General features: G+C 68.3%; 9 protein-coding genes. 2 read left to right on the top strand and 7 right to left on the bottom strand.

The features are described 5' to 3' along the window. Window positions 1-33 precede the first annotated feature (33 nt). The 4 genes from pdeM to ABE463_RS11510 are packed head-to-tail and all read right to left on the bottom strand — an operon-like array spanning window position 34 to window position 5,738. The gene (gene pdeM, locus ABE463_RS11525) at window positions 34-678 is read right to left on the bottom strand and encodes a ligase-associated DNA damage response endonuclease PdeM (RefSeq protein WP_346468259.1); all 645 of its coding nucleotides are present in this window, start codon (window positions 676-678) and stop codon (window positions 34-36) included. After that, window positions 668-3,115 carry a ligase-associated DNA damage response DEXH box helicase gene (locus ABE463_RS11520; protein WP_346468258.1) on the bottom strand — a complete coding sequence of 816 codons (2,448 nt, stop codon included), beginning with the start codon at window positions 3,113-3,115 and terminating at the stop codon, window positions 668-670. The genes pdeM and ABE463_RS11520 overlap by 11 nt, the downstream gene beginning before the upstream one ends. A 14-nt stretch (window positions 3,116-3,129) precedes the next feature. Further along, on the bottom strand, window positions 3,130-4,734 hold the full coding sequence (locus tag ABE463_RS11515) for an ATP-dependent DNA ligase (protein ID WP_346468257.1): 1,605 nt from the start codon (window positions 4,732-4,734) through the stop codon (window positions 3,130-3,132). After that, on the bottom strand, window positions 4,731-5,738 hold the full coding sequence (locus ABE463_RS11510; protein ID WP_346468256.1) for a ligase-associated DNA damage response exonuclease: 1,008 nt from the start codon (window positions 5,736-5,738) through the stop codon (window positions 4,731-4,733). The genes ABE463_RS11515 and ABE463_RS11510 overlap by 4 nt, the downstream gene beginning before the upstream one ends. 109 nt (window positions 5,739-5,847) lie before the next feature. On the opposite strand from ABE463_RS11510, the gene ABE463_RS11505 reads away from it, so the two are divergent. Further along, window positions 5,848-7,479 carry an isovaleryl-CoA dehydrogenase gene (locus tag ABE463_RS11505; RefSeq protein WP_346468255.1) on the top strand — a complete coding sequence of 544 codons (1,632 nt, stop codon included), beginning with the start codon at window positions 5,848-5,850 and terminating at the stop codon, window positions 7,477-7,479. A 62-nt stretch (window positions 7,480-7,541) separates the two neighbouring features. Here ABE463_RS11505 and ABE463_RS11500 read toward each other — a convergent pair whose 3' ends face one another. The 3 genes from ABE463_RS11500 to ABE463_RS11490 all read right to left on the bottom strand — a co-directional run bounded on the left by ABE463_RS11500 (window position 7,542) and on the right by ABE463_RS11490 (window position 9,739). Continuing rightward, window positions 7,542-7,946, bottom strand: a complete 405-nt coding sequence (locus ABE463_RS11500; RefSeq protein ID WP_346468254.1) for a hypothetical protein — start codon at window positions 7,944-7,946, stop codon at window positions 7,542-7,544. 151 nt (window positions 7,947-8,097) lie between these two features. After that, window positions 8,098-8,439, bottom strand: coding sequence for a hypothetical protein (locus ABE463_RS11495; RefSeq protein ID WP_088434503.1), 342 nt, complete (start codon window positions 8,437-8,439; stop codon window positions 8,098-8,100). Between the two features lie 124 nt (window positions 8,440-8,563). Then, entirely contained in the window at window positions 8,564-9,739 is a 1,176-nt protein-coding gene (locus ABE463_RS11490) for a thiolase family protein (RefSeq protein WP_346468253.1), read from the bottom strand. Window positions 9,740-9,915: 176 nt separating this feature from the next. On the opposite strand from ABE463_RS11490, the gene ABE463_RS11485 reads away from it, so the two are divergent. Further along, entirely contained in the window at window positions 9,916-12,783 is a 2,868-nt protein-coding gene (locus ABE463_RS11485; protein ID WP_346468252.1) for a S8 family serine peptidase, read from the top strand. Window positions 12,784-12,863 lie beyond the last annotated feature (80 nt).

Raw genomic sequence — 12,863 nt, 5'->3', positions numbered from 1 at the left:
CATGGTGGTGCATGCCGTTGCGCGCTGGCCAGGCTAGCGCGCCGGCAGTGCGATGGCCTGGTCTTCGACGCAGGCCACCAAGCGTTCTCCGGCGTCCATGACGGGCGCAATGCCTGCGGTGAACCGGGAGAACGCCGGCAGTATCGTCAGTCTCTCGCGCAACCAGAACGCCGGCCAGCGCCGCTGCATGCCCGGCAGGCGTGCCAGTGGATGCAGATGGCCACACAGCACGTGCAGCCCCGGATGCGGCTGTGGTGCATGACGGAGCAGGAAGGGGCCTTCCTGCACACGTTCGCCGAGCAACTCGATACCCAGGTCTGCCTTGGGCAGCACGCGATCGTGATTGCCTTCAAGCGCGCCGATCCACAGGTCCGGATGCTGCTCGCGCCAGCCCTGCCACTGGCGGTACCACGCCGCGCGATGGGCTGCGCCATGCAGCACATCGCCCAGAATCCAGAGGTGGCGCACCTCGTGCTGCTGCACCAACCGGCCCAACTGCTCCAGATCATCCTGCGTGCCACCCCGGGGCAGCCCGATGCCTGCGCGCCGGAACAGATCGGCCTTGCCCAGATGCAGATCGGCGATCAACAAACCGTGCCGCGCAGGCCAGTACATCGCACGCGCGCCCAGCAGGTGCACCGTTTCGCCGGCGAGGGTGATCGGCAGCTCAGGCGCCATGACGTTTCTCCAGTTGCTGTGCCGCGCGCAGTACGCGGGTTTTCCAGTCTTCGTTGCTGAACTGACCGCGCAGCCGTTCGGCCCACAGCGGGAAGGACAGCGGCCCCAGGCTGGTCGGGTGCTGCAGACTCAGGGTGCGTGCCTGGCAGGACGACAGGGTCGTGGCCAGACTGCCAAGATCAAGCTGATCGTGCAGCACTTCGTGTTCGGCCAGTGTCAGCAGAATGTGATCCGGATCGTGCTGGCGCAGCACGTCGTACAGAAGCCCGCTGGAGGCCTGCAGCTGACGCAGGCTGCGCGGGGTGCGTCCTGGCAACGCGGGCACCAGCATGCCGGACACGCGTGCGATGTCGCGGAACTGGCGTCGTGCGAGTTCGCCCAGGTTGAGGCTCTCGCGCAGATCCGTGAGCAGCCCCTCCGGATCGAGCAGCGCACGCAGGCGTGCCGCGTCAATCTCGACAGCGCGCGCGGGTGCCAGTACGAAGCCATAGTCATTGGCCGCATAGCCGAACGTGTTGGCCTGCAGCCGCGTCCAGCGCATCGCCATCAACGCGGCCAGCCCTTCATTGACCTGGCGCCCTGCGAAGGGATACACGAACACGAACTGGCCTTCGCGGCGGCGGACGTGTTCCACCAGCAGCCGATCCGGTGCGGGCAGTGCGGACAGGCGCGTCTGCAGCGACAACAATGGGGCCAGCCACTGCATCTCCGGGCTCTCGGGTGGGCTGGCCAGCACCGTTTCCATTTCATGCCCGAGCGCCTCCGACAGCGGCAGCCGACCGCCTTGCCAGCGCGGCACCACCCCGTCGCCGCTGCGCGCCACGCGCACGTAGGCGGTCAGATTCTCCAGGCGCACCAGTTCCAGCAGGCGGCCGGCGAACTGGAAGCGATCGCCCGGGCGCAACCGGCTGAGGAACTGTTCCTCCACCGCGCCAAGCCGGCCCCCCCGCAGGAACTGCACCATGACGCTGCCATCGCTGGTGATGGTGCCGATCGACAGTCGATGCCGCAGCGCGACGCGACGGTCATGCACGCGATAGAGGCCATCGTCGTCGCGAACGACCTTGTGGAAGTCCGGGTACTGCGACAGCGCACGCCCCCCCTGCACGATGAACTCCAGCACGCCGTCCCAGTGCGCGTGGTCCAGTGCGGCGAAGGCATGCGTCCGCCGCACCTGCTCGAACAGCGCCTCGGGATCGAAACCACCGCCGAGCGCGCAGCTCACCGCATGCTGCGCCAATACATCCAGCGACAGCCGCAGCGGCCGGCGTGCTTCGATGTGCCCTTGCGCCAGCGCCCGACGTGCCGCCGCATACTCGACCAGCTCCAGCGCATGCGATGGCACACACACGATGTGTCCGGATTCGCCGGGGCGATGTCTGGCACGCCCTGCACGCTGCAGCAAACGTGCGATGCCCTTGGGGCTGCCGATCTGAAGCACCTGATCGACACTGGGGAAATCAACGCCCAGGTCCAGGCTGGAGGTGGCCACCACGCAGCGCAGCCGGCCCTCGCGCAGGCCTTCTTCGGCCGCGCGGCGCAACGCCGGGTCGAGCGAGCCGTGATGCAGCGCGAGCGTGTCCGGGTCTTCCGGCCACACCGCAGACAGCGCCTGATGCCAGAGCTCGGCGTGCGCACGGGTGTTGGTGAACAGCAGGCTGGTACGCACCGTCAGCAGTTTTTCCAGCACGCGCTGCAGCTGTGACAGGCCCAGATGGCCCGCCCACGGGAAGCGCTCGCCCTGCGCGGGCAGCAGCGTTTCCACGCTGACCGGGCGCGGCCGCGCGCCGGCCACCAGCGGGGCATCGGGCACGTCGGGCAACAGCACCTCGCGCGCTTCGTCCAGATTGCCCAGCGTTGCAGACAGCCCCCATACCTGCAGCGCGGGCAGGGCATCGCGCAGGCGGCGCAGATTCAACTGCAGCAGCACGCCGCGCTTGTTGCCCAGCAGTTCGTGCCACTCATCGACCACCACGCAGCGCAGGTGCTGCAGGCGCGCCATCGTGTCGGGATAGCTGAGCAACAGCGCCAGCGACTCCGGCGTGGTGACCAGCACATCGAGCCGGCCCTCTCGCGCCAGCCGCTTGTCGCGCGCGCTGGCATCGCCGGTCCGCAGGCCCACCTGCCAGTCCAACCCGAGGGCATCCAGTGGCTCACGCAGCGCGCGTGCGGTGTCGGCGGCCAGCGCGCGCAGCGGGGTGATCCACAGCACCTGCAGGACGGGTACGGGGGTCTTCGCGCGGCCGCGGGTGGTCCGGGGCGGTGGATCGTTGAGTGCCTGCAGCAGTGGCCCACCGAACATCGCCAGCGTCTTGCCGCTGCCCGTCGGTGTATGCAGCAGGCCGGACGCGCCGGCCAGGTAGTGCCGCCACATCGCTTTCTGGAAGGGCAGCGGTGCCCAGCCCAGGCTGGCGAACCACGCCGTCAGGCGGGCCATGGCCTCGCGTCGCGTCACCGCGCCAGCGCCTGCAGCTGGGCCAGCGTGTCGGCCTCGCTGGCCGGCTTGTCATGCCGCCAGCGCAGAATGCGCGGGAAGCGTACGGCGATGCCGGATTTGTGCCGTTTGCTGCGGTTCACCGCTTCGAAGCCGAGCTCGAACACCTGCTCGCCACGCACGCTGCGCACCGGCCCGAAGCGCTCGATCGTGTTCGCGCGGATCCAGCGGTCCAGCGCGAGGATTTCCTTGTCGTCCAGGCCCGAGTACGCCTTGGCCACCGGCACCAGCGTTTCGCCGTCCCACACCCCGAAGGTGTAATCGGTGTAGAGCGTACTGCGACGGCCGTGGCCGGACTGCGCGTAGATCATCACCGCATCGATGGTCAGCGGGGCGATCTTCCATTTCCACCAGTCGCCGCGTCGGCGCCCGGCCTGGTAGACAGAGTCGCTGCGTTTGAGCATCAGCCCTTCCACCCCGCGCTCGCGGGCCAGGTCGCGCTGTGCGGCCGCCGCGCTCCAATCCGCCACGCGGACCGCCGGAGACAGCATCAGGCGCGGATCCGCCAGCGTGGCGAGCACCTCGGCCAGACGCGCACGCCGTTGCGAGAGCGGCAACCCGCGCAGGTCGTCACCACCCAGTTCAAGCAGATCGTAGGCAAGCACGCGCACCGGCGTATCGCGCAGCGTCTTCGGGCCAGGCTTGAGGCGCTGGATGCGCGTCTGCAGCGCGGTGAAGGGCAAGGGCAGATCATCGCCGTCGGCCCAGGCCAGCAACTCGCCATCAATCACGCAGCCATCGGGCAAGGCCATCGCCGCCGCTTCAATCTCCGGGAAGCGGCCATCCAGACGTTCTTCGCCGCGCGACCACAGCGCGACCTCACCCTGGCGGCGCAGGACCTGCAGACGGATACCGTCCCATTTCCACTCCACCAGCCAGTCGTCGATCGGCCCGAGCGTGTCGACCTCCGCCTCCAGGGGGGAGGCCAGGAAGAACGGGTAGGGCTGCTGGCGATCTTCCGGCCGCTCTTCCGGTGACAGCAACGCCGCCAGCAGGCCGGGCGTGGGCACCCAGCTGCCGAGCATGCGCTGGGCGATGCGCGCGATATCGATGCCGGACCATTCGGCCAGTGCCTGCTGCACCAGCCGCTGTGACACCCCCACGCGCAGCGCGCCGGTCAGCAGCTTGTTGAACACCAGCCGCTCGTCGAAGGCAAGCTGTTGCCACGCCTGCGTGATCGTGGCGTGGCGCACCGGCTCGGGTTGATTGGCCACCGGCAGCAGCTTCTGCTCGATCCAGTCGGCGAGCGCGATATCCGCACCGGCCTGCACCGGATCATCCATCAACAGGGTGAGGGTCTCGGCCAGATCGCCAACCTGGTCATAGCTGTCGTCCACCAGCCACGCCGGTGTGTCGGACATCTCGGCCACCCACGCGCGCAGCTCGGCGTTGCCGGCGATCTTCTGCCGCGCACTGGTGACCTTGCCGCCGGCCAGCAGGAACAGGGCCCACGCCGCGTCGTGCGGGGGCGCCTGCTGGAAGTAGCGCACCAACGCCGCACGCTTGTCGCCGGTGGCGGTGCTGCGGTCGAGTTCGCTGTAGAGCGCGGCGAAGCGTTTCATTCTTCGTCCCCGTAGCCGGTGGCGAACGCTTCGGCGGCGACACCGCGCTCGCGCAGGAACCGGATCAGCGCATCGGTATTGCCGTGCGTGGCGATGACGCGGCGGGCGCCGGTCTCGGCGATGGTGCGCAGCAGGTCGGGCCAGTCAGCGTGATCGGAGACCACAAAGCCGCGATCGTAGTTGCGCCGGCGGCGGTTGCCACGCACCCGCATCCAGCCGGAGGCAAAGCCCAGCTGCGCGCGCTTGAAGCGGCGCATCCACGCGCTCCCCGCGGCCGAGGGCGGGGCAAGAATCAGCTTGCCGGCGAACTCGGCGCCGCGCGCCTGTTCGCTGACCGGCTCGGTCGCCAGCATCGGGATGCCGGCCTCGCGATAGACCGCCACACCGGTGGCGATCGCACCGTGCAGCAGCGCAGGCTGGTCATCCAGGGGCAGCAGTTCGGCAAGGATCCGCTGTGCTTTGCCGAGCGCGTAGCACAGCAGCACGGCCGCCTCGCCGCGCGCTTCGCACTCGCGGCGCCATGCCACGATGTCGGCGGCGACCTGCGAGGTGTCCGGCCAGCGGTAGACCGGCAGGCCGAAGGTCGCTTCGGTGATGAAGGTGTCGCAGGGCACCACCTCGAACGGGTCGCAGCTCGGATCGGGCTGGCGCTTGTAGTCGCCCGAGGCCACCCAGACCCGTCCGGCATGTGCGATCCGCACCTGGGCCGAGCCGAGCACATGCCCGGCCGAATGCAGTGAGACCTCGGTGTCGCCCAAGGTGAAGCGTTCACCGTAGGCATGCGCGGTGCAGTCCACATCGCCGAGCCGCCAGCGCAGGATCGGCAGCGTTTGCGTGGTGCAGTGGTAGTGGCCCATGCCGTTGCGTGCGTGATCACCATGGCCGTGCGTGATCACCGCGCGCGGAACCGGGCGCCAGGGGTCGATATGGAAATCACCGGCCGGACAGTACAGCCCCTCCGGGCGCAGCACCACCAGATCGTCGTTGTCGGCATCCGCGTTCATGCCTGCACTGTGCCGACGCGCTCGTGCAGGAGGTGAGAATCCGCATGAACGGCGGCCTGTGCGGGGATGCGGCAGAATCGAGGCCTCTGTCTGCAAGGAGGTCGCCGTGATGACGTCTGCATGGCCCGCGTTCGAGACGCATGACGTAAGCAACCAGCCGCCGCCCTTCGGGGGCCGCAATCTGTGGGCTGACGACGTGGTGCTGGCGGAGGCGGTGCAGCGCGAGGGCGGAGCCGCGTTCGTGGGCCAGCTGGCGCGCTATGGCGGCCTTGCCGGCGATGAGCTTTACCGGCTCGGATTCGATGCCAACCGCGATCGCCCGCGCCTGTGCACCCACGATGGGCAGGGTCATCGCATCGACACCGTTGAGTTCCATCCGGCGTACCACCAGTTGATGACGGTGGCGAAAACGCATGGCGTGGCCGGGCTGTCCTGGCACGATGGTCGCCCCGGTGCGCATGTCGCACGCGCGGCGTTGAGCTATCTGCATCACCAGGCCGAGGCCGGCACCAGTTGCCCGCTGACGATGACCCACGCCGCCGTCGCGGTGCTGCGGCAGGCACCGTCGCTGGCCGAATGGGCGGCCAAAGCGGCAGCCCCGCACTACGACCCGCGCGATGTACCGATCGCCGACAAAGCCGGCATTACCGTGGGCATGGGCATGACCGAGAAGCAGGGCGGCTCGGACGTACGCAGCAACACCACGCGCGCCGAGCCCCAGGCCGATGGCAGCTATGCGTTGATCGGGCACAAGTGGTTCTTCTCCGCGCCGATGTCCGATGGCTTCCTGGTGCTGGCGCAGGCACCGGATGGCTTGAGTTGTTTCCTGATGCCGCGACGCCTGGCCGATGGCAACCGCAACGCGTTCCGCCTGATGCGCTTGAAGGACAAGCTAGGGGATTGGTCCAACGCATCCAGCGAAGTCGAATTATGCGGGGCCTGGGCGCAGCGTATTGGCGAGGAGGGGCGAGGGGTATCGACCATCATCGGCATGGTCATGATGACGCGGCTGGACTGCATGCTCGGTGCGGCAGCGGAAATGCGCATGGCGCTGGCCCAGGCGCTGCATCACACGCGGTATCGCAGCAGCTTTGGCAAGCGCTTGTCCGAGCACCCGCTGATGACCAATGTGCTGGCCGATCTGGCGGTCGAGTCCGAAGCGGCCACGGTATTCGCGATGCGCGTCGCGCGCGCCGTGGATCAGGCTGCCACCGATCCTCAGCAGGCTGCGTTCGCGCGCATCGCTACCGCGGTGGGGAAGTACTGGGTGTGCAAGCGGGCCGCGGTGTTCGTCAACGAAGCCCAGGAGTGCCTTGGCGGCGCGGGCTATGTCGAGGAGTCGATGCTGCCGCGGCTGTATCGGCAGGCGCCACTGAATTCGATCTGGGAAGGCAGTGGCAACATCCAATGCCTGGACGTGCTGCGTGCGCTGTCGCGCGAACCGCAGGTGCTGCATGCACTGGAGGCGGAGCTGGACACCGTGGCCGGTGTGGATGCGATCTATGACGCCGCGTTGCGGGCGTTGCGTGCGCAGCTGGCGGCAACGCCGGAAGAAGCGCAGGCGCGTCGCATCACCGAACGCCTGGCGCTGGTGTTGCAGGCTGCCGTGCTGCTGCGCGCGCAGAGCCCGAACGCATCGGTCTTCATCCGCTCACGGCTCGGTGCCGAGCATGGGATGGCGTTCGGGACGCTGCCGGCCGATGTGGACTTCGGCACCGTCCTGAGCCGCGCACTGCCGTAACGCAAACGCCCCCTCCGGGGAGGGGGCGTTGCGACAACCACGGTTCGAACAGCGTGTCTGGCTCAGCGCTTGGCTTCGTTGGCGTTCTTCTGCGCATCGTCGGCAACATCACGCGCCTTGTCGGCCACCTTCTGCGCGGCATCGGCAGTGGAATCGCTGGCGTGGGCGGCGGCATCCTTGGCGGCGACCTTGGCTTCGCCAGCGGCTTCGGAGGTTGCGGCCGCCGCGCGGTCGAGCGCCTGCTGGGTATCGGCGGCGGCGCGCTCGGAGGCGGCAGCCGCGTCATCGGCGGCATTGCGGGTCGCTGCGGCAGCCTTGTCGACGGCTTCGCGCGCGGCGGCGTTGGTGCTGTCGGCTGCCTGGGCGGCATCACGACGGGCCTGTTCGGCCTCCGGGCCCTTGCACGCGGCCAGGCCGAGCAGCAGGGAGGCGGCCAGCAGGGAGGTGGTCAGCGGACGGATCTTCATGTGGCGCTCCGGTAAGGCGATGGATGGGAGGCCAGCCTATTCATGCGTCTGTGAAGAACCGGTGGGTGGCGTCGCCTGCAAAGCACGCGCCCAAAGAAAAAGCCGCTGGCGAACCAGCGGCTTCTTCAGACTTGCTTGAAGAAAGAAGTTATTACTTCTTGGCTTCTTCAGCAGCGTCCTTGGCCTTCTCGGCGGTGCCTTCGGCAGCCTTGGCAGCGTCAGCAGCCTGGTCGGCAGCAGCGTCGGTGGCAGCGCCAGCAGCCTGGGCAGCGGCATCAGCCGAAGCGTCAGCAGCGGTGGTGGCGGTGTCAGCAGCAGCCTGGGCAGCGTCAGCAGCCGGGGCGCCAGCAGCAGCGGCCTGGTCAGCAGCGGCCTGGGCGTCAGCGGCAGCTTCGTTGGCCGAAGCGGCGGCGTCAGCAGCCTGCTCCTGCTTCGAGCAGGCGGTCAGAGCCAGGCCCAGGGCCATTGCGATCAGCAGCTTGTTGATGCTCATTGTTGTGAATCCTCGTCGTTAGATTAGGCAACGCGCTATTGCGCGCCCGGCAACATGATGACAAGCCAAGATTGGCTGTCAAGCGATCGCGCATTCAGTTTTGAGAAATGCGCGTTAAATCAAATCAAATCAATTCGATAGCGATGGCAGTTGCTTCGCCGCCACCGATGCACAGGGTAGCAATTCCGCGCTTGGCCTCACGCTTGCGCAATGCGTTCACCAGTGTGACCACCAAGCGCGCACCCGAGGCACCGATGGGATGGCCCAGTGCGCAGGCGCCACCGTTGACGTTGACCTTGTCATGCGGGATGCCCAGTTCGCGGATCGGCGCCATCGCCACGACGGCGAAGGCTTCGTTGATCTCGAACAGGTCCACCTGGTCCAGCGTCCAGCCGGTTTTTTCCAGCAGCTTCTGGATCGCACCGATCGGCGCGGTGGTGAACCACTCCGGCGCCTGCGAGTGGGTGGCGTGGCCGACGATGCGGGCCAGCGGCTGCAGCCCGCGGGCGACAGCGTCCGCTTCGGACAGCAGCACCACGGCGGCAGCGCCGTCGGAGATGCTCGAGGAACTGGCCGCGGTGACCGTGCCGTCCTTCTTGAAGGCCGGACGCAGGGTCGGGATCTTGGTGACGTCCGAACGGCCCGGCTGCTCGTCCTGCGCGAACTCGACCTCACCCTTGCGGGTGCTCACCTTCACCGGGACGATTTCATCGTCGAAGGCGCCATTGGCCTGCGCAGCCAGCGCACGGCGCACCGATTCGATGGCGAAGGCATCCTGCTCCTCGCGGCTGACCTGGAACTTCTCGACGATGCACTCGGCGAACTCGCCCATCGCTTTGCCGTCATAGGCATTGACCAGGCCGTCGTGGGCCATGTGGTCGACCGCCTGGAAATTGCCGAAGCGGTTGCCGGTACGTGAGTTGGGGAGCATGTGCGGGGCGTTGGACATCGATTCCATGCCGCCGGCAACCACGATGCTGGCCGAGCCGGCCTTGATCAGGTCATGCCCCAGCATGATGGCCTTCATGCCCGAGCCGCACACCTTGTTGAGGGTGGTGGCGCCGGTGGAGACCGGAATCCCGGCGGCGATCGCGGCCTGGCGAGCCGGCGCCTGGCCGAGATTGGCCGGCAGCACGCAGCCCATGATCACTTCGGAAACGTCCGCAGCCGGGATCCCGGAGTGTTCCAGGGCCGCGGCGATCGCGGTGGCCCCGAGGGTCGGCGTCGGCACGCCATTGAACTGGCCCAGGAAGGAGCCGATGGCGGTGCGCTTGGCGGCGGCGATGACGATGTTGGACATGTGCAATCTCTTTGGTGCGTGAGCGAAGAGCGGAATGGGAACGCGGGCGTTGGAAGCCGACGCATTTCCCGGCAGACTGCGTGGGGGTCGGTCCAGTATAGAGGGTCGGCATTGACCGCCGGTGTCTGCCCGGGAGGCCGACAGGTGGGGAAGGTCCATTCACAAGGGGAGCGGGGATGAAACAGGTTGTGATCGGCAGGTCGGCCCTGGCCGCGGCGTTGGCGTTGGCGTTGAGCGCCTGTGGAGGCGGGGGCAGCAATGTCCGCGGGGACCTGGAGCCATCGCCTCCACCGACTACCCCGCCGTCGCCGCCCCCCACCACGCCCCCGACGCCACCGCCGACCACGGCACCGCCGGCACAGCCGGCCTTCGATGCGCACCTGAGCATCATCCAGGCCGGTCCCGCGCAGGCGGCCGGCTGGACCGGCGCCGGCGTGCGCATCGGCGTAGTCGATTCAGGCGTCAACCGCAGCCATCCGGCGCTCAACGGACGCGTCGTGGCCAGTTACAACTACGTCGATCCGCGGGTGAACAACCTCAACGTGGATGATGTGGTCGGGCATGGCACCGTGGTGTCCCAGTTGGCGGCCGGTCGCCGGGTGGGAAGCTGGCCAGGCGGTGTGGCGACGGATGCGCAGATCGTGTCGGCACGGATCATCGCCGACAAAAGCCCGGTCGATGATGGGTCCGGCAGCGGCAACCAGGTCAGCGGTGCGCTGGGCCTGGCGCCCGTGCACCAGGATCTGATCAATGCCGGCGTCAAGATCATGAACAACTCGTGGGGCGGCCTGTACTGGACCAATCCGGCCGCCACCGCGCCGATTGCCCAGGAGTACCGTCCTTTCATCATCGGCAATGGCGGCCTGGTGGTGTTCGCGACCGGCAACGAGAGCAAGGCCGATCCCTCCAGCATGGCGGCCCTGCCCAGCCAGCCGGGCACCGGCGGCAGCCTGCCGGCAGCGGATCTGGAGCGTGGCTGGCTCAGCGTGACCGCGGTCGATACCGCCGACCCGAGCAAGCTGGCTTCCTACGCCAACGCGTGCGGCGTGGCAGCACGCTATTGCCTCGCCGCCCCGGGCACCGCGGCGTACGTCGATCCGGCCAACACCGGCGGCACGCCCACGTACTACTACGGCTCGGGCACGTCCTATGCAGCGCCGCTGGTCTCCGGCGCGGCCGCACTGGTGTGGCAGAAGTACCCGTACTTCACCAACGACCTGGTGCGGCAGACCCTGCTCGGCACGGCGACCGATCTCGGCGCAGGTGGCGTGGACAGCACCTTCGGTTATGGCCTGCTCAACATCGCCAAGGCGATCAACGGGCCGGCCCGGTTCGACTGGGGCGACACCACCGCCACCGTCGGGACGCTTGGCCTGGACTCGGTCTGGGCCAACGACATCAGCGGCGAAGGCGGACTGATCAAGCAGGGCGCTGGATCACTGACGCTGGCCGGTGTCAGCACCTACAGCGGTGACACCCGCATCGAACGCGGCACGCTCGCGCTGCGCGGTGGCGCCTCGATCCGTTCCAATGTGCTCATCGCGCCGCAGGCCGGCAGCCCCGACAATGCGGCCCTGCAGTTCATGAACGGCACGACGCGGGTCGGGGGCAACGTGGACAACGGCGCCAGCGTGATCCTGCGCAGTGCCAACATCGACGCCACCATCGAGGGCAATTACGTGCAGCGCGCCGGTGCGCAGCTGGTGGTGGCGCTCGGCGCCAATGCGCTCAAGATCAATGGTACGGCGTCGCTGGCCGGCAACGTGCACGTAAACAGCATCCTCAGTGGTTACGTGGCCGCGGATGGGCGCACGCAGGCGCTGCTGCATGCCGATGGTGGCGTGAGCGGAACGTTTGCCGAGGTGACCAATGCGCTGGCGACGGGCACGCTGATCGAGACCCGCCTGATCCACGCGAGCAACGATGTCAGCCTGGTCACCGAGCGGATCAACGTCACCAGCGCGACCCAACAGGCCGGCCTGGGCGGCATCACGCTGGCCTCGGCGGCGCGGGTGGAATCGGCGTTCGAGGTCCTTGATGGCAGCGGAGGTGCGCTGGCCGGCTTCGCGGGGGCGGCCGGTGAGCTGCAGCGCGTGGATGGGACCGGCGCATTGCAGGCGAGCCTGGACAGCCTCTCCGGCAAGGCCCATGCGCTGGCGGCCGCATCGACCTTCGACAGCATCGACATGAACCGCCGTGCGCTCTCTGCCCGCGTTGGCGAAGTGCAGGGCGCACCGCGTCTGCGCGGTACCTGGCAAAGCGCGCTGGGCGAGGCCGGGCAGGGCAGCTTTGCCGGCAACGGCGTGGCCACCCGGGGCTGGATGATGGGGCAGGACATGGCGCTGGGCAGCCACGGCATGCTGGGGTTCGCCTTCGGTGAGACGCGCAGCTTCGGCGGCCGTGACTGGGGCAGCGACCGTGGGCGCGACCGCCAGTCGCAGGCGCAGTTGTATGCAGGCTGGGGCACCGGCCGTGCCTATGCGATGGGGCAGCTGGGGGCGGGTCAGTTCACGCGCGAGATCGACCGCCAGCTGCTGCTTGGCGCGGGCCAGTACGGTGTCAATGCACGCTATGGCGGCAGCTTCAGTGCAGCCAGCGTGGAATCGGGGTATCGCTTCGGCAACGCCATCGCGTCGCTGACGCCGTATCTGGGCGCCGAATATGCCCGCGTGGACAGCGACGGTTTCAGCGAGCAGGGCGGCATGGGCTTCGGCCTGCGCACGCTCGATGCGGTCAGTACGCGCACCCAGGCCTTGATCGGCATGCGTGCCGAGCGTCGCTGGGGTGGGTGGTCGCTGCGCGGCTATGCCGAGTGGCAGCAGCACCTGGCCAGTACGGGGCAGGTGCAGGCGGCCAGTTTCGTGGGCGTGGAGGCCTGGGCGCCACTGTCCGGCCTGCAGCCGGCGCGCTCGGGCGGCCTGTTCGGGCTGTCGGTGGAATCGTGGTTGAGCCGCAAAACGCGCCTGGCGTTCGGCTATGACCAGCGGTTCGGCCCGCGTGGCGATCTGCGCCAGGTGCAGCTGCGCTACTCGGCCGGGTTCTGAGGGCAGGCCCCACCGCGAGGGGCGCTACAAAAAAGAGGGCGCGATCCATGATCGCGCCCTCTTCGTTTTGATCGCCGCAG

The organism is Stenotrophomonas sp. TWI819 (genome assembly GCF_039673075.1).
GTDB lineage: Bacteria > Pseudomonadota > Gammaproteobacteria > Xanthomonadales > Xanthomonadaceae > Stenotrophomonas > Stenotrophomonas rhizophila_B.
The sequence above is the reverse complement of the archived record's forward strand: the minus strand, read 5'-3'. Positions and strand labels throughout refer to the sequence as shown.

Excerpts from the sequence above, each read along its gene's own strand:
- pdeM (WP_346468259.1), bottom strand. The coding sequence starts at position 678 with ATGGCGCCTGAGCTGCCGATCACCCTCGCCGGCGAAACGGTGCACCTG.
- ABE463_RS11520 (WP_346468258.1), bottom strand. The coding sequence starts at position 3,115 with ATGGCCCGCCTGACGGCGTGGTTCGCCAGCCTGGGCTGGGCACCGCTG.
- ABE463_RS11515 (WP_346468257.1), bottom strand. The coding sequence starts at position 4,734 with ATGAAACGCTTCGCCGCGCTCTACAGCGAACTCGACCGCAGCACCGCC.
- ABE463_RS11510 (WP_346468256.1), bottom strand. The coding sequence starts at position 5,738 with ATGAACGCGGATGCCGACAACGACGATCTGGTGGTGCTGCGCCCGGAG.
- ABE463_RS11505 (WP_346468255.1), top strand. The coding sequence starts at position 5,848 with ATGACGTCTGCATGGCCCGCGTTCGAGACGCATGACGTAAGCAACCAG.
- ABE463_RS11500 (WP_346468254.1), bottom strand. The coding sequence starts at position 7,946 with ATGAAGATCCGTCCGCTGACCACCTCCCTGCTGGCCGCCTCCCTGCTG.
- ABE463_RS11495 (WP_088434503.1), bottom strand. The coding sequence starts at position 8,439 with ATGAGCATCAACAAGCTGCTGATCGCAATGGCCCTGGGCCTGGCTCTG.
- ABE463_RS11490 (WP_346468253.1), bottom strand. The coding sequence starts at position 9,739 with ATGTCCAACATCGTCATCGCCGCCGCCAAGCGCACCGCCATCGGCTCC.
- ABE463_RS11485 (WP_346468252.1), top strand. The coding sequence starts at position 9,916 with ATGAAACAGGTTGTGATCGGCAGGTCGGCCCTGGCCGCGGCGTTGGCG.